Origin of the sequence: Sphingopyxis lindanitolerans, from assembly GCF_002993885.1 — a bacterium.
GTDB lineage: Bacteria > Pseudomonadota > Alphaproteobacteria > Sphingomonadales > Sphingomonadaceae > Sphingopyxis > Sphingopyxis lindanitolerans.
In genome coordinates, this window is the sequence record NZ_CM009578.1 from 1,690,809 (window position 1) to 1,709,336 (window position 18,528).

Here is an 18,528-nt window from a genome sequence, read left to right on the forward strand (position 1 = left end):
CAGATGGCCGGTGCACGAACCGCTGCGCGGACTGGTGCTAGCGGCGATGCAAGGCGGTCCTTCTAGCGCCGCGCCTGATTGAAGGTCCGCGGCCAGAGGCAGACCCTTTCGACTCCTTTACCTGAGGAGTCGAACGATGAACGAGCTTATCCAGATTGGCCCGATCAGCCCGCTGCGCCAGCGGCTGATCGACGACATGACCATGCGCCGCTTCTCGAAGGAGACGCAGCGTAATTATCTTCGCGACGTCGGACGGTTCGCGACCTGGCTAGGGCGCTCGCCCCACACCGCGAGCGCGGAGGATGTCCGGCAGTTTCAGATCGAGCAGCAACAGGCGGGCGTCCCGGCGCCGACCATGAACAGCATCGTCGGCGCGCTGAGGTTCTTCTTCACGCATACGCTCGACCGCCCCGATCTCGCGCGTAAGCTCGTCCGGACCAGGCAGGTTCGCAAGATCCCAGTCGTTCTGACCATGGCCGAGGTGAAGCGGCTGCTCGATGCCACACGCTCCCTCAAGCACCAGGCCGCGCTGTCGGTCGCCTATGGCGCAGGCTTGCGCGTCGCCGAGGTATCGGCGCTGAAGGTCAGCGATGTCGACAGCAAGCGGATGCTGCTGCGGATCGAGCGCGGCAAAGGCGGCCGCTACCGCAACGCTATGCTGCCCGAAGGCCTACTCCTGCTGCTGCGCGACTGGTGGCGCGCGGGGCGGCAACAGGGCATCCTCGTTCCCGACGGATGGCTGTTCCCCGGACAGAGCGCCGCGGCGCCGATCAGCACGCGCCAGCTCTACCGTGTCGTCGTCGAAGCCGCGGAGGCCGCGGACATCGACAAGCGCGTCGGACCGCACACCCTGCGCCACAGCTTTGCCACCCACCTGCTCGAGGACGGCGTCGATATCCGCGTCATCCAGGCGCTGCTCGGTCACGCCAAGCTAAACACCACCGCCTTCTACACGCAGGTTGCCACCAAGACCGTTCGCTCGGTCGTCAGCCCGCTCGACAGGCTCGCGCTCGCATCGCCGAGCGAAGAGGCGCCCGACGGCTGAGGCCGATGCGCGCCTCGCTCGAGGTCGCCGACATCTTCCGCGCTGCCGGGCCAACCTACCGCGCCGCCCATGCCGGGCATCTGAGCCTGCACCAGCTCAAGATCATGTCGGCGATCGAACATTGCCGCACCGCCGCGCTCGGCGGGCATGTCGAGGCCTGCACCGACTGCGGGCACTGGCGGATCGCCTATAACAGCTGCCGCAACCGGCACTGCCCAAGGTGCCAGGGCGCCGCCGCGCGGACCTGGCTCGAGGCGCGCCAGGCCGATCTCCTCCCGGTCGGCTATTTCCATGTCGTGTTCACGCTCCCCGCCGAGGTCGCCGCGATCGCCTTTCACAACAAGGCGCTCGTCTACGACCTCCTGTTCAAGACCGCCGCCGATACGATGCTGACCATCGCCGCCGACCCCAGGCACCTCGGCGCCCGGATCGGCATCACCGCCGTCCTCCACACATGGGGCTCGGCGCTGACCCATCATCCCCACATCCACATGATCGTGCCCGGCGGCGGCATCTCCCGCGATGGAACGCGCTGGATATCGGCTCGCCCCGCCTTCCTGCTCCCGGTCCGCGTGCTCGGCGCGCTGTTCCGCCGCCTGTTCCTCACCCGGCTGCGCGCGCTGCACGACGCCGGCAAGCTCGCCTTCTTTGGCAGCCTCACGCATCTCGCGGAACGACGCGCATTCCTGCGGCACCTCTCGCCCGTCAGGAAGAAGCGCTGGGTGGTCTATGCCAAGCCGCCGTTCGCTGGGCCCGAGGCGGTGCTCGCTTACCTCGCGCGCTACACCCACCGGGTCGCGATCTCGAACAGCCGCCTTCTCCGGTTCGACGAGGAAGGCGTCACCTTCCGCTACAAGGATTACCGCAAAGCCGGCGCCGGACGGCAGCAGGTCATGACCCTCGCCGTCGACGAGTTCATCCGCCGCTTCCTCCTCCACGCCCTGCCGCGCGGGTTCCATCGGATCCGCCACTATGGCCTCCTCGCCAGCGCACGCCGCAAGGATCATCTCGAACGCGCGCGACGTCTGCTCGATGTCGCGCCTCCCCCGTCCGAGGAACCGACCGACGATGCAGAGCCCCGACCGACCTGCCCGTGCTGCGGCGGTACCATGATCATCATCGAGGTCTTCGAGCGCCGCTATCAGCCCCGCGCGCCGCCCCAGCTTGCGGTCTCATCCGGGACACCTGCGCCGTGACCCGGCACGGCCTGGCGCAGACACGATCCAGCGCGCACCCGCGCCTGGAAGCGACCCCGCTCGCGACGGCGCTGCCCAAAAGCAGACGTCGCCATATCAAAATCGGCCCGTCCGCTTTTGAACGTCCGCTTTTGCGATCTAAATTCGGACGGTCCGTTCTCACATGCGTCTGCTTTTGGGCGGCACCTAGCTACCCCACCATCGGCGCAAAACAGCTTTCCCCATAGCTCAGACCATGACCACCGCGGTTCGGGCACCGAAGACTTTCCGACGCCTGGCGGCGTCCGAAACTCTCAACGGTAGCGGTCAGGCCGCTTTTCGGAAGCGATCTTTAGAAGCAGACACAACCCAGCAATATTACGGCGTCTATTGGACGAGTAGTGCCCACCTTCGCCATCGGGCTGGCATAGCGCTATTGTCTTACGGCTGTGAACGGCTCGATGAAGAAAGCCATGGGTACGCTTGGCAGATGCTGTTCTGAGCTCGACATCAGCAGCAGTCGATTGATGGTATTGTCCTGAATGCCACGCGCCGGGAACGCGCAGCTAATCCGTGCGCGGCCAATTGGCACCCCCGCTTTTTCCAGCTCTCCTTGACTACGGTGGAGGCGCGTAAAGCGCGCCGCGGCGGACGCTTCCCAATTTGTCTTTCGATCTGAATCTCGAAGCTTGGCGAGGTAACGAAAGCTATCCTTAAACAGCGCTGGGTAATTTGCATGCGCGCCAGCGATACCGATTTTTGCAGTCATCACGGGGTCGCGCGAGAAGAGAAAAGTCTCACGGCTGATCACGGCCGCGAGACCGTCAAGAGCTGCAACCAAGGGACCGAACCGCGGACGGATTGCGAGCTTCAGCTCCTGCCAGCGGTGCGGGCTGTCGGTTACGATCGCAGCGCCTGTCGCCTGAGCCAGATACATTGCGATCTCGAAGTTCGGCGCTAGCTTCATTATGTGCAGCTGACCCCGGTCCGAAGCGCCGACGATGCCATCCTGAAGCACTGCCAGGGGATCCCGCTCGCGCAATATTCGGCGGCCGACAAGCAAATCCGAAATTTCCTCGGCCCCAATGCCGGGCTTGTCGCGCCGCAATTCGGCAATGATTGCCTCGTCGGGAAGTGCAAGAAGGTCACGCTTGAGCCCCTCAATCGCCAGTTTCTTGAGTCGCGGATCCTCGTCGACCTCGAAACCAACGAGCCTTGCGCGATCTTCGGCCATTTTCATCATCTGGCGACGCAAATGCGTATCGAAGATGCACGGATCCGGGATAAGATTGACGAGGCCGGCATCGACGAGAGGCATGATGTTCAGAATGAAGACCACCGATTTTAGGAACTCATGGTGGTAGCTTCCGGGCTGCTCGAGCGGACTATATGCCTTGGCCAGCACGCCCGGATGCGCAAAAGGATTCTCTATGATCAGTTCGCCGAAATAAAGTGGCGCGCCCGTTGCAAATTCGTCGATCAGGAACGGGTGAGTGCTCCCCGTGTATACCGCGCGGGGGCGACCGTCGGGCTTTGGAAGGAGCTTGAGCAGGTCGGTTTCGAGCGGCCAGAGCGCGGCGAACAGCGTATAGACTTGGCGAATTTGCTCCTCAGTTAGGGTCCGGCGCACGTCGGTCCAGCTCTTGCCTTCGGAGAGCCCGAGAATGTTCAATATGCCTTGATAGAAGCGGAGGTTCCGCTCGCGGATGCTCAGTTCATCCCACGCGGGACGCAGGGCTTCGGGACGCGAGCGGCAACAGTCCCGGAATGTCTCTCCCGAACCGCAGCCACATGCGTCACCTGGCCGCAACGCGCCGTCGGATAGCGGCTTCAGGAGGAAACTACGCTCCTTCTCGGTGCGGCCGAATTCATCCTGATAATGAACGCGCCCATCCGTGTAGCGCACATATATCTCGCCGCCGAATTCATGAAGCTGGTCGGCTGGCGGCTTCAAGGGCTCGCCGAGGGCCGACCAAGGCTCGTCATTCTGCTTCTCGGGAAAGAGCCACTCCTCACACCCGGCCGCGACAAACCTGCGGGCGCGGAGCTTCAGAATGCGGTTTATCCGCACGACATCGGGCTCGATGAGATGGCGTTCGTGGATCAAGGCCATGGTGTTCACCAAGGCGTCGTGAAAATTGCGCGCGAAAGTCCGTTTCTCAAGCGCGCGACAGGCGGGATCCCGGGCATATTCGAGATTGGTAAGGATGAGACAAAAGTTCCGGCTCAGCGGAAAGATTGTCTGTGACCCCTTGAGCGCGATCGATGGGTCTTCGGGATAGCGGGTAAGCGTACTGCCGGGCGGCGCACCGTGGTTATAGATTGTCACGGGGTGATCGGTGAGAATGAATTTGACCGCGCTTTGCTCGGCCGAAACGACTTCGCGCACACCGTTCGCCCAGATGCCGCCGTGGAGCATTCGAATGGCCTGCATCTCCATCATCAGCTCATTCTGGTCGAGCCCCGGATATTGGCTTCGCAGCCAATCTAATCCTTTCGGCGTGCGGATTTTCTGAATGTCGATATATTCAAACAGCGTCTCGAAATGACGGGACCGTTCGGCTTCCTCTGTTGCCATGAAGGCCGGTATCGCCTTCGAGCCGCGAGTATCTATCGCGCCGAACAGCTTGCGCTCGATCTCGTCAATCACGCCGCCGAAGAAGGTGGAATAGAGATCGCGCTGGACGAAGCAGCGAGAGACCGGCGCGCGGAAGAGTGATCGCCCGAGCACGATACTGCCGTCGCGTCGAACAAATTTCTCGGGATTGAGGTCGAGATAGTAAAGTTCGTCGCGCCTTGGCTCGATAAAATGTCGCTGATGCCACTCGGGCACATAATGATTGTCGCGGCTGAGGACCATCGCTGGACCTTAGCGTTTCCGTCAATCAAGTATAGCCGGGCTCAATTTGTCGACCGGAGAGAATTGCAATCAGCGCCAGCCTCGACGATTGGCGAGTGCAAGAAGATCGCTTCGTTCGGCCAGTGGTCGTGAAACAGCGAATCACGAAGCATACGACATATATACAAACGCCGAGCATAGGCACACGCGCTTGCCCTTGCTATACGATAGATCCGTAAGGCGCGCGTTTACAATCTTGGCGCCAGTGGCCGAAGCTTTCGGTCAAAGAAGCGCTGGTGATACACCTCACGATTGTTCCGCAACTTGTAGATCGTTGTCATATAGATCGCTTCCGTTACCGTGGTAGACGTGTCGATTGAGGCAAATCCCACGAAGTTCGGATGAAGCGCCGCCTCTTCAATCAACCGGACGAGATTCTCAAAGGGAACGCGGAGGAAGTCCCTGAGCTCGTCTTCCGCATAGAGCGCCTCGTCGCGATCAAACTCATCGCCCCCGACGCCCTCGCAATCTGCGAAGGTCCGCGCCGGCTTGATCGTTTCGAACGTCAGATCGAAGCCACGAGTCTGGCCAAGCAAAACTTCGACCGGTCGTTGGTCGAGGATGGCACAGATACGTTCAATTTCCTCCGGTTGAGCGCGCGGCCCGATATAGACGCGCTTGAGTGCGTCATCGAGATAATGCTTTGGGCCGACCTCTCCGACAACATACCGCCATTCCTTTTCGTGCGACCATTCGCTCCGCTTACGAGTGATGCGCGCCAGAACGGCCTCGCGACCGCCATCCGAAGCGACATCGGCGACGGTCAACGGTGGAAGCGCTTTGCGGGCATATGTTACCGGGCGGAGCTCTTCGCCGTGAAAATCGCCAATTGCCAAGCGCTGGGTGTCGAACTCGAGGCACATGCCGCCAAAGTTGCTCCCATAATAAGCCCACATCGGAAGATCTTCGACTGTCCCGGCAAATGACACCAAGGCAAAGCGCTCGATCATCTGCGAAACCAATGCATAGATTTCAGCGATATCTTTGCCGCTCGCGCCCAAGATAGCGTCGACCATTTGGTCTCCCGGACCTCCGGTTTCGTAGAATGCCTCCATCGGATCGTTCATCGCCGAGAATGGCGGAGCGAAAAGATAGCTTGCGGAAAGCGCCTCCATCTCGCGCTCGGAATATGCCCCCAGCGGCCGAAATCGATAGAGAGTGGAGGGGCGATTCATGACCGTGAGAACTTTCTATCTTACCGTGCACCGTTTGCAGATCGAAAGCCCACTTGAGACCGGTGGCTTGCACGTAACAATCTAAGGAAGCTGTAATTCATTTCTACCGAGTGGCTTCGACTAGAAGCAACCGCTTGAGATCGTCGGCAATATGGTTTTGATGATCATAGGAGGGCGGCCGTAAGATTGATGGCTCGGCGGAGCCCTCACGCGTTAGCTATTGGCTTCGTCGCCAGTAGTGACTTTCCAGGGGAGGAAATATTTTGAGCTGCAGCAGCCTTACAGCCGAAGGCGCCGCGCTGGTCGGTGCAGCAATCGGCGGAGCTTCGACAATAGTTGGCAATATTGTTACCCATTGGCTCTCCAACCGAAGAAGCGAAAAGCTCGATGGAAAACGGAAAGCCCGCCTTCGAACGATGCTATCTGGAGAACAGTATGTATGGCGAAGCATTGGTGCACTCAGTTCGGCGATCGGGGCAGACAATGAGAAGACGGCTAGCCTACTCATCGAAATAGATGCCCGCCAGTCGCTCAGCAATAGCGATTCGTGGGCACTAGTTACCCGCGCGCCCTTTCCGGAAGATTTGCAGCCGAAGGACTGACGCTGAGCCCTTCGCCCTTTTATCCGCTCGACAGCGGTCTCTTGTGCCGATTTGGAAACTACCTTCCGCTTAACTGAAGCCTTGACGAATCATCGGACACTGAGCGAAAAACATTGCAGGCCGTCCCGCCCGACCTGCCATAGAGTTAAAGCGGACTATCTCTAGATACCGGATCGACCTTCACATCGAGGTCGATGCTTAAACTGTGGCCATCGACCAGTTGGAAGGATTGATCCATGGCAGCGATTCCGCTCACCGAAGAGGCCGTCTACAGCGTCAAGCAAACGCTCCGTCACCGTTTCCCGAAGGACAAGTCCTCGCATTTGTCCGAGGCGCTCGCGGCGGCCCTCAGTTTCAAGACGAGCATGTCGCTCGTAGAAACGATCCGGCAAACTGACCGGCAGGACCCCGATTATGTCATGGCGGACGAGAGACAATTCCTGAGCAGGCTGGCTCAGTTGTCCGATCGCAAGTTCACGAGCGCCGACCGCAGCCTCAACTTCGATAACCTTCGCTATCCGGAGCCTGTTCCCATCGTTCGCACAAGGTCGAAGGGATGGGAAAGGGTTAAATATGGCAAGTCGATCCGGCGCCGTGCATGGCGCAACTTGATGATCGCGGCGATCAACGAAGGGATCAGGCTCCGCGCCTTCACTATCCGTCCGGGTGACAACCGCTGGCCGGGGGCCGATCGAGACGAGCGCGGTCATCTTGTTTGCTTCGTATATCCCTTCTCGATCGGCGGCCTCTCGGGGATCGCGTCCGTCAACGACGCCGGCTACGATGAATTGTCCCTGCACGCAGCACTTTGGCCAACCGAAGACGCCGCGCGCTGGATCCAGAGTTCGAATGCCTGCTTCCTGGCTGGGGAGGTGTTCGCGTCAGGTTGGCTGGAACGGCGTGATGGCGCGTGGCTTCAGGTTGGGCGTGAACTGAGTGCACATCAGTTCGCTTGCCGCAAACACAGGCTTGCCGAAGTAGCGGCGCTCACGATCGAACCGAATGGCTATGCCGATCGCGGAAGCTTCAAACTCTAGTTGGATGCCGGGTCCTAGCACCCGGCGCCATACCGTTGCCACGCGCTAGGCGCCTCTTTTTAAGCCTGCAATCCACTGTTTAAGCGCTGGACTTTTACCGTAGCGGATGACCCCGGAAGTCGTCAGGGCATAGGCCTTTCCGATATCGAGGTCTTCTAAGCCATTTGTGTAAAATGTGCCGCTAAAGGAGCCGTGACGATCGAGCTTGATTGGCAGGTCCGTTCCGTCGACGAACATCTGACCCGGTATCGGTGCTCGCCGAGGCAACGGCCCGCGGCTGCGTCCGATCGTGAATCCGATCTCCGAAATGGTTATGGCGAAGGCGCTCAGATTGACGACTTCGATCGCCATTCCGCTGAAGCCCGGCGCTATGCTCCATTTGGGAACGACACGAATCCGGACCCGCCTGTCATTGATGCTGTTCCAGGTGTTCAACATTCCGAGCACGGCACCCAGAACGGCTATCGCCAACGTAATCGCTGCAGGCCAAGTCATTCTTCCAACCCCCCAGCATGATCCCGCATTTCCGCGCTCCGGACCGTCTATGCAGGCAATGTAGGGCGGCGCGAAAAAATGTGAACCGATCGAGCTCCGCGCGTCAAAGCAACATAAAGATGTTGCCGGGACATCGCCGACCCGGGCTGATCGGCATCGAGTATGACGACGTGTTGCGCCTCAAGCCCCTTCAGCAGCAGCGTTGAACCGACCGCCTTGGAAGGTACGATGCGTCCCGCTTGCCGGTTCCGTTCGCGAAGCAGGGCGATTGCAGAGCGGAGTTCAGTACTGCCCCCTGCAGCCATCGTCAGTGCTTCGATCATGATGTTGAACGCGCTGTGTCGATAGACCCGGCGCTCGCGATCGGAAGCCATGCTCTTCAGAAATGCGATCGCTTGCGGATAGCCCCCATGATTGAACAGCGCGATGGCGGCTAGCTCCTGCGGTGTCGGCGGCGTTCGATTGCGACCGGCCTGGATCGACTGAATTCTTTGTTGCAGCCGATCACCATACACATTCGTCATGACCTGAATCAGGAACGCGATGCAGGCTTGCAGCAGCGCGTCGCCGCTGAGGCCATCCATATTCTCGGCGGCGTTCACAATATCCCGGAAGTCCACTGGCTCTACGACGCTCACACCGGCTGCACGACTTGCATAGTCATGCCGCGATCCTGCTCGGATAGGATCGCCGACGATTAGGATGCTCTCGTTCGGGCTATTGCGCGAGATGTCGAACTGGACGCGGACCTGTTCGGTGATCGTCGCATTGATGTCCGCCCCGATCGGGTGCCAGAATATCCGGTTGGGGCATGACCGAAGATCGATGGACAAGCCTTGCGACAGCGCGTCTCTAGCCCCGAGCAACCATTGCCCCAGATCATCAGCGCCAGCGTTAGACCAACGCCAAGGGGTCGACAGGCGACCGATCTCGGGGAATGCCGCAACGACTTCGGAATGCCAGTCGGAGAGAGGATCTCCACCGAACCCGAAAATCGCCTGCATCGGGTCGCCGAAGATGACGGTGGGGATAGCATTGGCAATGCCGGACACAATAGAATGCTGCGTGACCGAACAATCCTGATACTCATCGACAAGCAAGCGCCCGTAGCTCGCCTGCAATTCCTTGGTGATATGACCCGACTGGCATAATCGTCCGATCGCCGCCTGAACCTCGGAGTAGTTCGGTGCCGCGAGCGGGTCCTGCCGGAATCCGGCCCGAGTGGGGAACATCGATATCAACCAGAGCGCCCAGCCCGCGATCGTATTGAGCCGGTAATGGCTGGCCGGCACTCCGTCGCGCTTCAGCCGTTGGCGGAGGGCTGCGACCCCGGCCGTCGTATGGGTGAGTATCAGCGTCGGCTTCTCAACCGGGGAGGCAACCGAGCGTGCGATCAACTCGGTCTTGCCGCAGCCAGCAGGCGCGACGACATGGCCGCGGCGCGACGCAAGGATCAGCGAAACGTCCGCCACTAGCCGGCAGCCGTCCCTGCCGCGGTGGGCGCGCCGGGAACAGCCCAAGCTCCAGCCCACTGCATCAATCTCGTGACCGGAGCGGTGTAGGCGGCGCCGGTGTCGAACCAAGCCTGCGCAAAGACGGCTCTCGAAACCCGCTCCGCTGGCTCAATATCCTTGAACCATTTTCCTTCGCCAGCACATTGACCCAGCATGCCACGCATGTCTTCGGCGAATGCGGTGCGGCAAAGATTCAACGTGTAGCGATTGCCACTCAGCTTCTGAATCTTCGCATCCACCGCATCCTCGCCGCGCCAATCAACCGCGATCTGGAGCAGATCGGAGATCTTCGTCGCGGGCGCCGCGGCAAAGATGGCCGCCTCGGTAGAAAAACCATCCTGCCAGCGAATGACATCGACCCCGGCTTGCGTCAGGGCTGCATAGGTTTCCGCAGCATATGGTACGTCGGAATCCATGAAGAGCGCCGTGCGGTAACCCATCGACGCGAACAGCTGTGCCCGCTCGATCATCGACGAGCCCGCGCCATCGGCCCAATGACATCCTCGCGCGAGAAGACTCCTGTGGCCGCTGTCCTGAAGCCAAAGGTCCATCCCGCGCACCAGGCCGATTTCCGTCTTGCCTTCGCATACGATGACGCTCGGCGCGAGAAACGCCTCCGCGCAAGCCCGCAACGTCTTCTGAGCCTGTTCGCTCACGCCGAGGTGGCGAACGAAGTTCGTCGTGACTTTGGCTTCAGGGGAGAGCATCAGATCGTCGAAAGTCGTTGCGGGCGTTACCTTCCGCTCTGTGCGGACCGCGAAAAGTTGGGGCGCGGAAAGTTCCCGCAGGACGATCGGGGAGTGCGTCGTCATAAAGACCTGCTGACCCCCGTCGTCGGTTTTCGCGCCCAAGGAATCCAGAAGCCTCACGATGCGGTACGGCTCGAGGCCGAACTCGACTTCGTCGATGATGAAGATGGACGAACGGCCCACTTCCTTCTGCAGTCCGGCGACGAGCAGCCGCATCGATCCGGATCCAAGGCTCTTCATCGGGACATGGTCCTCGTCATGCAGCGCGATTGCCCCACCCGACAGCGTGACGCCCCTAACATCGAGAAGCGCTCTGACTTCATCGACCCGGATCCCCATTGTATCCGCAATGCGCTTGGAGGCCTCCAGGATCGGCTCCACGCCTTCGCAACCACGATCGGCGAAAGCTTGTCGCGCCTGTCTCGACGCGCCTGCGAGCGCGGCCGCCGCTTGTGTGGCGTCTGCCGACAGTTTCCCGAGGATGGAACGCGGGCCAAGTGCCATATGGTGTGCCGCAACCGTGCCAAGCCGTACAGGGGAAACCAGCTGACGATGTTTCCACTGGAGGTTTCGCTCGCGACCCTCAGCACCTGCCCCTTCAGAATACAGGAGCCATTGCGGCTCGAGATCGTCGCGAACCACTAGGCGCAGCGTCAGCACCGTCTCGAGATGAGAAGCGGTCTCATCTTCCAAGATACCGTTGACCGGATTCCAGCCGCGGAGAAAATGCCCATAAGCTTCCAGATTTTTCAGCTCGTCGGACAGTGCGCCAAGCGTGATATCAATGACAATCGGCTCGCCGATGTTGCAGCGATGGAAATCGGCATCCGAGAAGGTGAAGGATTGCCTTGCTCCGAGCGTCAGCTCGATCGCGTCAAGGATGGTCGACTTCCCGGCGTCTCCTGGTCCTATGAGGCAGTTTAGTCCATGCCTCGGCCACCATTTGAGATAGAATATCCCACGAAAATTCCGAATTTCTACCTCGCGGATCGCTACCATTGCCCTCCCCCGCGCTCCCAAAAGGCGCTTTGGCCCACATTGAGGGGTCGAGCCGCGATCATCAACAATATTTGGATCCAGGGCGGCGGTAGGATTTAATCAGAGGCCCCACTAATCTTACCCACGATCGTCCGATCTGCGCCGTAGCTCGTTGGCATTTTTGCCGGCGAGCCATTGCTTACGTCTCGTTCTGGCAACGTCTGCTTTTAGGTTGTAAGCCGCAGGTGCCAATCGGCCGACATGAGGCGCATAGCCGACCCCGTCTTGCCCTTGCAGCCCCCTCACGCTTCGGACATCGACTGGCCCAGACCTGCCATAACAGGCGCTTCAGCAACCATTCACACACGTTTACGTTTATTGCACATATTTCACTTATTGCGTTTGCTGATCCGGCTATATATATAGTCGGCCCCGGCAGCGAGGAGAATGATACGAGCGATCAGGAGCTTTCCCAGCGGCCCCCTACCGAAACGGAAGTGCGGCAGGCCTCGGAGGCTGCGCGTGCGCTTGCCAAGGCACTCACGCCCAAGGGCCTTCCCTTCTCCGTACAACGAAACGGGAACCGGACCGAGGTGGATCTGTCGCCGGCCCTCGGACAACTGATTCTCGATGTGCTGACACATGTTGCCCGCGGCGAAATGGTCACGTTCGTTCCATATGGAGCGGAATTGACGACGAAGGAAGCGGCCGACCTGTTGAACGTGTCGCGTCCCTTCTTGGTGTCGATGCTGAGCGACGGGAAGATACCGTTCCACAAGGTCGGATCGCACCGACGCGTGCGGGCGAGCGACGTGCTCGCGTTTCGAGCGCAGCGCGATACGGAGCGAAGCGGCGCACTTTCCGATCTTCAGCGCCTTGGCCAGGAGTTCGATGCGGATTGAGGTGCATAGCCGATCGCTTCGTCGTCGTTCTCGACGCCAATGTGCTCTATCCGTTCAGGGTAAGGGACGCCCCGCTTCGGTTCGCCGAGGCAGGGCTGTTTCGCGCGCGTTGGTCGCCAACAATCCTCGACGAATGGCGCCGCAACCTCCTTGGCCAGAAGCCCGGTTATGAGGCCAGCATCGATGCACAAATCACGGCGATGCGGATCGCCTTTCCCGAAGGGTGCGTGACCGGCGGCGCGGACCTGATCGACAGTCTCGATCTGCCAGACGCGGACGATCGTCATGTCCTGGCGACGGCGATCCGAGCCGGTGCCGAGCATATCGTGACCGAGAATCTGAAAGATTTCCCGGACGTGAAGCTCAAGGGATATGGGATCAGCGCGGTCTCGGCCGACGATTTCCTCGCGAGCACATTCGAACTTTATCCGACCGAGGCCCTGTCCGCGCTTGCGACGATGCGGCGCTGCTGCGCCCGGCCGCCCTTCACGCCGAGCGAGTTCATCTTCGATCTGCAGAAGAAAGGCCTACCCAAGCTCGCCTCGATGCTGCGCGAAAATATCGACCTGCTGTAAAGCGATTTCGCAAAGGAAAAAGATAGAGCCCGGAAGCCGCTACGCGCCGGCACGAGCTTCCATCTCTGCGATACGTTCCGCGCAAATGGCATGCACTGCCTGGCCAAGCTCCTCAACACGCCCGGCGAGCCAGAGCAAATCTTCCTCGCTGATCCGATAATGTTTCGAATAGCGCGCCTTCACATAGGCTTCCTTCAGCTTTTCGAACCGCGCCCGGTCAGCCTTCAGGTCGCGCGGCCAGGCATCGACGAGACGCATGTCGATGCGTTCAGCCTGCGTCCGCAAAAAGCCAAGATTGTGCACGTGCGGTGTGTAAAAGGTGCAGACCAGCAAAACACAGTGGTACAAAGTTTCCGCCGTCTGATGCAGCTCAAAGGCTGTCTCTTTCAGATGCCCCCGCTCGATGCCGAACTTTACGAAATCCTGGCGACGCATAGCCGCTGGAAACCACTCCTCAAAATACTCCCGTGCCATCGCCAATGCCTGCTCGGGCGTCTTCGGCTTCGGTTTGTGCAATTCCTTGTCGTCATATTCGTAGAGCGCGATCCCGTCGCGCGCGACATCCATGAAGAAATAGCGCCCGTGCGCGAGCCCGTCGTTCACCTCCTGTAGCGTGTGGACGATGAAGTTCACCGGCGTGTGCAGCGTCTTGTCGATCGCGAGCTCGCGGGTCAGCCGGTCGTCGAGCTTGGCCCAGAAGTCGACCTTGTCGGTCAGCCTTTTGTCGTTGACGATGATGAGGAGATCGAAGTCCGAGCGATAGCCCTTGGCGGTGTGCGGCTCGTCGACCCAGCCGCCGCGCGCATAACTGCCGTAGAGGATGATCTTGTCGATCCGGCCCTTCTTCTTCCAGCTCATCGTGCCGAGCGCCAAGGCATCCTCGAATTCTTCGAAGATGATCGCCTTCACGCGCTCGAGCTCGCGCTGCTTGTTGGCCGGGAGATGATCGAGATCGGTACGCATCGCTCGTTCCTTCTGTGGTCACATGCTCGCCCGATGGCAAGCGCGGTCAGGTCCAATTCGGCACCTCATGGTGCCTCGCGGATACGGAAATCCCAGACCGGGATGCCGAACGCGCGCGCCTTGTCGACGAGATTGTCCTGGATGCCGGTGCCCGAGAAAACGATGAGCCCGGCGGGCATGGCGTCGATCAGCCGCTCGTTGCGCTTGAAGGGCGCGGCCTTTTTGTCGCGGTTCCAGTCGGGGCGGAACGCGACCTGCGGAACCTTGCGCGCGTCGGCCCAGCAGGCGGCGGCGCGCTCGGCGCCGGTCGGGGTCGCGCCGTGGAGAAGGACCATGTCGGCATGGCGGGCATGCACCCGGTCGAGCGCCGACCAGATATGCTGATGATCGTTGCAGGAAGGACCGCCCGAAAAAGCGATGCGCGTGCCCTCGGGGATCAAAGCCCTGGCCTTTTCGCGGAGCCTCTTGTCCATGAAGTCGCGGCTGTCGATCACCGCCGCGGTCATCGTCTGGTGACGGATGCGCGAACCGGTGCGCGGGACCCAGGCTTTGCGGGCATGGATGCGATATTGCTCGGCGGCGCATTCGCGGAAAAATTCCATCGCGTCGCGCCGCTCGATGAGGGTGATGCCTTCGGCGATCGCACGCTCGAGTTCGACCGAGCGGATTTCGCTGCCGTCCTGGCCGCGCTGGAGTTCGCGCTGCGCCGCCTCGTTGCGGTCGAGGTCGCGTTCGATGCGGGTGCCTGCGCCATGGAAGAGATTGACGACGCCCCAGAGCAGATCCTCGAGATCGGGTTCGATCCGTGTATCAACAAGACAGCCCGCGAGCGCATCGAAGATGTCGGCGACGGCACCGCTCGCGAGCCGATCGTCGGGAAGGGGGCGACCGTCGGGTTCGTCCTCGAAGGGGCGATAACCATGGAGCTGCATTTCCTCGAGAAGATGCGCGCTCGCGCCGGGTTCGAAGGACGTGTCGGGATAGGGATGGTCGGCATCGTCGGTCATGGCGCTTGGTCTCCGGTTGCGGCCGCGCCTTTCGCGGCCTTCGCGGCGACGCCTCGCGGCACGCGGGGCGGGCCCGCACCGCAAGGGGGCGAGCCCCCGCGCGGCCGAAGCGCCAGCGGAGGATGGCGGCCGAAGGCTATTTTGTTTCGCGATGCAAAGGGGCGCGAGCCCCGGCGGAAAATAGCCGCCCGGCAAGACATTGCGGCGCCCGCCCCCGCGTGCCGCAGTCGCCCTCCAGCGAAGGCCGAAGGCGCGGTCCGGCACAGGGCGATCATGCCGCTACCATGATGTCCCCGATCGCGGCGCCGTCACCGTTCCCGGCGATCGGCAGGCTTCGGGTGATCGGCGGAAAAGGGGCCATGATGGCGGGACGATGATTGCGATGATCGCGGTGATCGCGGTGATCGCGATTATATGGCGATGCCGTGATCGCGCGATGATGCCGATGATCAAAGCGACGTCGACCCTCATGAGCGCGAGCATTCGCTGCTATGGAGTGGATCGTCCGGACAGCCGGAAGTCGTCTTCAAGAGCTCGCTGCGCGCGCCCGGCTAGAGCGCGCCGCCGATCCTGTCGGCGCGCGCGGCGACGAGTGCGGCGAGGTTGTCCAGCACCGACGCTTCGCAGCCCTCAGCGGCAAGGGTCGCGGCAACAGCGGGCGCAGCGTCGCGTATACGGCCTGCGAGTGTGTATACGCGGCGGCGGACGAAGGGGACGCCAAGCTGCATGTCGGCAGCGAAGCGCGCCCATGCGTCCGCATCGAGATTTTCGAGCTGGTTCGCGCGTCCGATGGGCATGGCGAAGCGGGTCGCCACTTCGGGATAATAAGCGGTGACCATCAGGTCGTAGAGCGGTGCCAGATGCGTCGCCGCGTCGCCTTCATCATCTGCGTAGAGAAGGCTGAAATTCTTGCCATGCGCGTCGGCGTTGCCGATGACCGCATTGAAGATGGCGGCGTCGAGCAGACGCAGCAGGTCGCGCGCGGGCGTCGTGCAGGTCCGGCGGACGAGGTCGAAGCAGGCGGCAAAGCCCGGCCCGCCCTCGATCGCATATTTATTCTCGGGCGCGATACCGAGCGCCTGGCAGAAGTCTTCCTGGTGGATACGGCGAATGATGCCGCCCTCAAGGCGCCGGTCGAAGCGTTCGACGAGGAGGTAGGCGATCGCGCCCGCCCGCCGCGGCTCGACCCGGGCAACGTCAAGATCGACCGCCGCCGCGAGACGCATCGCGAAGGCCTCGGTTTCGACGCTATTCTCGAAGCGGGCGATCGCGGGCTTGACGATATGTGTCGTCGGCTGCCCCGGCGGCGGCAAGGCCGGCGCGCCATCGACCAATATGACGGGAAGCTTCGGCTGCGCGCCGGCGAGCGACATGCGGATGCCCTCGTCGCCGACGAGAAAGGGACGGCGCGGAAGCTCTTCCAGAAGCGCCGCCAGCGCGTCCTGATCGAGAGCTTCGGGTGCCGCGGCCGACGGCGCGGGCACCGCCTCCGCTTCCGGCAGAATGACGAGCGCACCGGCGACATCGCCGCCAAGGGCGTCGAGCAGCGCATAGTCATTCTGCCGCGAGACGCCCGCGGCCCGGGCGGCGGCCTCGCGCTGCCCCTCGTCGGGGAGAAGGCCAGCGAAAAAGGGCCGGGTTTGGGCGCGGGTAAAGGCCCCCTCTTGCCGGGGAAGCGATGCCGAAATGGAGCGAAACGCCGGATCGGCGAGCCATTCGTCGTCATAGCGGAACAACATGGTGCCCTCGCCATTGCGGGCCAGATTGCCGACCCGCACGCCATCCCAATAAATGATGAGGACACTCATCCCGTCAGGCCTTCGCTACGCGTGGTCAGCGCAACGACGATGCCGAGCGCGTCGAGGACATGCAGCACCTTGCCGACCTGGAGAGTCGGCTTGCCGGCTTCGAGATCGACGATGAAGCGGATGCCGACGCCCGCCGCGCCCGCGAGTTCGTCTTGGCGGAGCCCTGCCCGCTTGCGCACGCGGCGCACCATCTGCCCTATGCTACCGATATCCATAAATCTTCCCGTTCGGGAATTTTGTAGCAGAGGAGGACCGTCTCTTCAAGTAATTTTACCGATCGGGAATATTATGACTTTGAAAGCGAATGGGGCCTATATAATTCCCGATCGGGAATATCGCACCGCCCCATCTCCGCGAGCCGGCTTCGAGCTGACGGCTCACGCCCGGCAGGCCGATCGATCGCGCGACACACAGGAAGGTTGCTACCTAGAGGCGTTGCCACCCCGAGGCAGACGGCCGCAAGGACGGGATCATGTCAGAAGCCCCCTATCCTCGGGCGCGAGTTGCTCCCTCACGCCGACAACAAGGCCCATGATACCAACCGCCATGAGGTCCTCGTTGAAATCGCCGTGGCGCGGATCGAGCGGCAGGACCGCGACGCCTGCCGAGGCCGCGCGTGCGCCGAGCGTTGCCAACGCAGCCGCCCCAGCCGGGTCCCTGTCGCGGGCGACATAGAGGCGGCGCAGCGATTCCGGAAATTCGATGGCAGCGAGATGTGCCGCCGACAGCCCCGCGATCATCGGCATTTCGGGCAGCGCTTCGCGCAGCGACAGGATGGTTTCGATACCCTCGCCGGCAGCCATGACCTCGCCGGCAGCGCCGAAGCGAACGCCGTGCCCGAGAAGATGGCCCAAGGCGCGGCGCGGATCGGCGACGAGCGCCTTGCCGCCCGAAGGCGCCAGCCAGGTGCGATGGACACCGACGACGACGCCCAGATCATCGGTCACCGCGGCGATCATCGCCGGCCAGGCCGACGGCACGTTGGCAGCATCGTCGCGCGAGGCGCGATAATAGCAGCGCGGATGATAGCGCAGCGATCCCGCCGCGGATTCAATGCCAAGGCCGCGCGACGCCAGATAGGCCGAGGCCAGCGTGCCCTCGGCCGTTTTCGATGCCGCCCAGAGCCGCCGCGCCGCCGCTTCCGTTCCCTGCCGGACCTTGCGAGCGCGCAGCGCAGCGCTATCCGGCAGCGGCATGGGCAGGCTCAGAAAGCGCCGCGCCTCGGTAAGCGTATCACGCATCGAAGCGTGGTCGCAGCTCGCGGCGATGATGTCGAGGAGATCGCCATGCTCGCCGCTCGCGGCATCGGTCCATTTGCCGGCCCGACCGCGCGCACCGCTCTCACCGGACAGGAGCACATAGAGGCTGCGACCCGGCGTGCCGCGGATATCGCCGACGAGCCAGTAGCGGCCTTCGCGGCGGCCGTTCGGAAGATAGCGGCGGCAGACGGCCTCGGCATTGTCGGCAAGGCGGACGACGATATCGGAAATGCTGTCCATAAGGCTCTCCGGCGACGAGCGCGGGACGGCGGTCGCCAGCAACGACCGATCCTCGCAAACGGCGCCGGCAGCCCCTGCCGGCAGAGCGGAGGATGGCACAGAGCG

Annotated in this window: 16 protein-coding genes; 6 read left to right on the top strand and 10 right to left on the bottom strand. The window is 61.9% G+C overall.

Annotation, left to right across the window (positions count from 1 at the left end; all coding sequences use genetic code 11):
* The first annotated feature begins 136 nt into the window (after window positions 1-136).
* Window positions 137-1,045 (top strand): tyrosine-type recombinase/integrase, encoded by a 909-nt coding sequence (locus CVO77_RS08195; protein WP_105998663.1) that lies wholly within the window; start codon window positions 137-139, stop codon window positions 1,043-1,045.
* Window positions 1,046-1,050: 5 nt separating this feature from the next.
* Window positions 1,051-2,241: an IS91 family transposase gene (locus CVO77_RS08200; RefSeq protein ID WP_105998664.1), complete on the top strand. Its 1,191-nt coding sequence runs from the start codon at window positions 1,051-1,053 to the stop codon at window positions 2,239-2,241.
* 412 nt (window positions 2,242-2,653) lie between these two features.
* Here the strand turns inward: CVO77_RS08200 and CVO77_RS08205 are convergent, their stop codons facing one another.
* Complete coding sequence (locus CVO77_RS08205) at window positions 2,654-5,080, bottom strand: DUF4238 domain-containing protein (RefSeq protein WP_088472285.1); 2,427 nt, start codon at window positions 5,078-5,080, stop codon at window positions 2,654-2,656.
* A gap of 227 nt (window positions 5,081-5,307) precedes the next feature.
* A complete protein-coding gene (locus tag CVO77_RS08210; protein WP_197709674.1) occupies window positions 5,308-6,294 on the bottom strand; it encodes a DUF2971 domain-containing protein in 987 nt (328 codons plus the stop codon).
* A gap of 263 nt (window positions 6,295-6,557) precedes the next feature.
* Between CVO77_RS08210 and CVO77_RS20990 the strand changes: the two genes are divergently transcribed.
* Together CVO77_RS20990 and CVO77_RS08215 are read left to right on the top strand one after the other, a co-directional pair.
* Window positions 6,558-6,896, top strand: a complete 339-nt coding sequence (locus tag CVO77_RS20990) for a hypothetical protein (protein ID WP_146130835.1) — start codon at window positions 6,558-6,560, stop codon at window positions 6,894-6,896.
* 236 nt (window positions 6,897-7,132) lie between these two features.
* Entirely contained in the window at window positions 7,133-7,933 is an 801-nt protein-coding gene (locus tag CVO77_RS08215) for a hypothetical protein (RefSeq protein WP_088473852.1), read from the top strand.
* A gap of 45 nt (window positions 7,934-7,978) precedes the next feature.
* Here CVO77_RS08215 and CVO77_RS08220 read toward each other — a convergent pair whose 3' ends face one another.
* The 3 genes from CVO77_RS08220 to CVO77_RS08230 all read right to left on the bottom strand — a co-directional run bounded on the left by CVO77_RS08220 (window position 7,979) and on the right by CVO77_RS08230 (window position 11,690).
* Window positions 7,979-8,371, bottom strand: a complete 393-nt coding sequence (locus tag CVO77_RS08220) for a hypothetical protein (protein WP_158258024.1) — start codon at window positions 8,369-8,371, stop codon at window positions 7,979-7,981.
* 104 nt (window positions 8,372-8,475) lie between these two features.
* Window positions 8,476-9,900: a UvrD-helicase domain-containing protein gene (locus CVO77_RS08225; protein WP_088473850.1), complete on the bottom strand. Its 1,425-nt coding sequence runs from the start codon at window positions 9,898-9,900 to the stop codon at window positions 8,476-8,478.
* Window positions 9,900-11,690, bottom strand: a complete 1,791-nt coding sequence (locus tag CVO77_RS08230) for an ATP-dependent nuclease (protein WP_088473849.1) — start codon at window positions 11,688-11,690, stop codon at window positions 9,900-9,902. Before CVO77_RS08230 ends, CVO77_RS08225 begins: the two co-directional genes overlap by 1 nt.
* 572 nt (window positions 11,691-12,262) lie before the next feature.
* Between CVO77_RS08230 and CVO77_RS21470 the strand changes: the two genes are divergently transcribed.
* Both CVO77_RS21470 and CVO77_RS08240 read left to right on the top strand, forming a co-directional pair.
* Entirely contained in the window at window positions 12,263-12,571 is a 309-nt protein-coding gene (locus CVO77_RS21470) for a helix-turn-helix domain-containing protein (protein ID WP_237246023.1), read from the top strand.
* Entirely contained in the window at window positions 12,568-13,146 is a 579-nt protein-coding gene (locus CVO77_RS08240; RefSeq protein WP_088473848.1) for a PIN domain-containing protein, read from the top strand. The genes CVO77_RS21470 and CVO77_RS08240 overlap by 4 nt, the downstream gene beginning before the upstream one ends.
* A 39-nt stretch (window positions 13,147-13,185) precedes the next feature.
* On the opposite strand, the gene CVO77_RS08245 is transcribed toward CVO77_RS08240, so the two are convergent.
* The 5 genes from CVO77_RS08245 to CVO77_RS08270 all read right to left on the bottom strand — a co-directional run bounded on the left by CVO77_RS08245 (window position 13,186) and on the right by CVO77_RS08270 (window position 18,423).
* A complete protein-coding gene (locus CVO77_RS08245; protein ID WP_088473847.1) occupies window positions 13,186-14,109 on the bottom strand; it encodes a nucleotidyltransferase and HEPN domain-containing protein in 924 nt (307 codons plus the stop codon).
* Window positions 14,110-14,174: 65 nt separating this feature from the next.
* Window positions 14,175-15,116, bottom strand: coding sequence for a DUF2493 domain-containing protein (locus tag CVO77_RS08250; RefSeq protein ID WP_054586722.1), 942 nt, complete (start codon window positions 15,114-15,116; stop codon window positions 14,175-14,177).
* Window positions 15,117-15,667: 551 nt separating this feature from the next.
* Window positions 15,668-16,924, bottom strand: a complete 1,257-nt coding sequence (locus CVO77_RS08260; RefSeq protein ID WP_054586720.1) for a type II toxin-antitoxin system HipA family toxin — start codon at window positions 16,922-16,924, stop codon at window positions 15,668-15,670.
* Window positions 16,921-17,139, bottom strand: a complete 219-nt coding sequence (locus tag CVO77_RS08265; protein ID WP_054586719.1) for a type II toxin-antitoxin system Y4mF family antitoxin — start codon at window positions 17,137-17,139, stop codon at window positions 16,921-16,923. Before CVO77_RS08265 ends, CVO77_RS08260 begins: the two co-directional genes overlap by 4 nt.
* A gap of 255 nt (window positions 17,140-17,394) precedes the next feature.
* Window positions 17,395-18,423: a DUF7146 domain-containing protein gene (locus CVO77_RS08270; protein ID WP_088473846.1), complete on the bottom strand. Its 1,029-nt coding sequence runs from the start codon at window positions 18,421-18,423 to the stop codon at window positions 17,395-17,397.
* Between the last annotated feature and the right edge of the window lie 105 nt (window positions 18,424-18,528).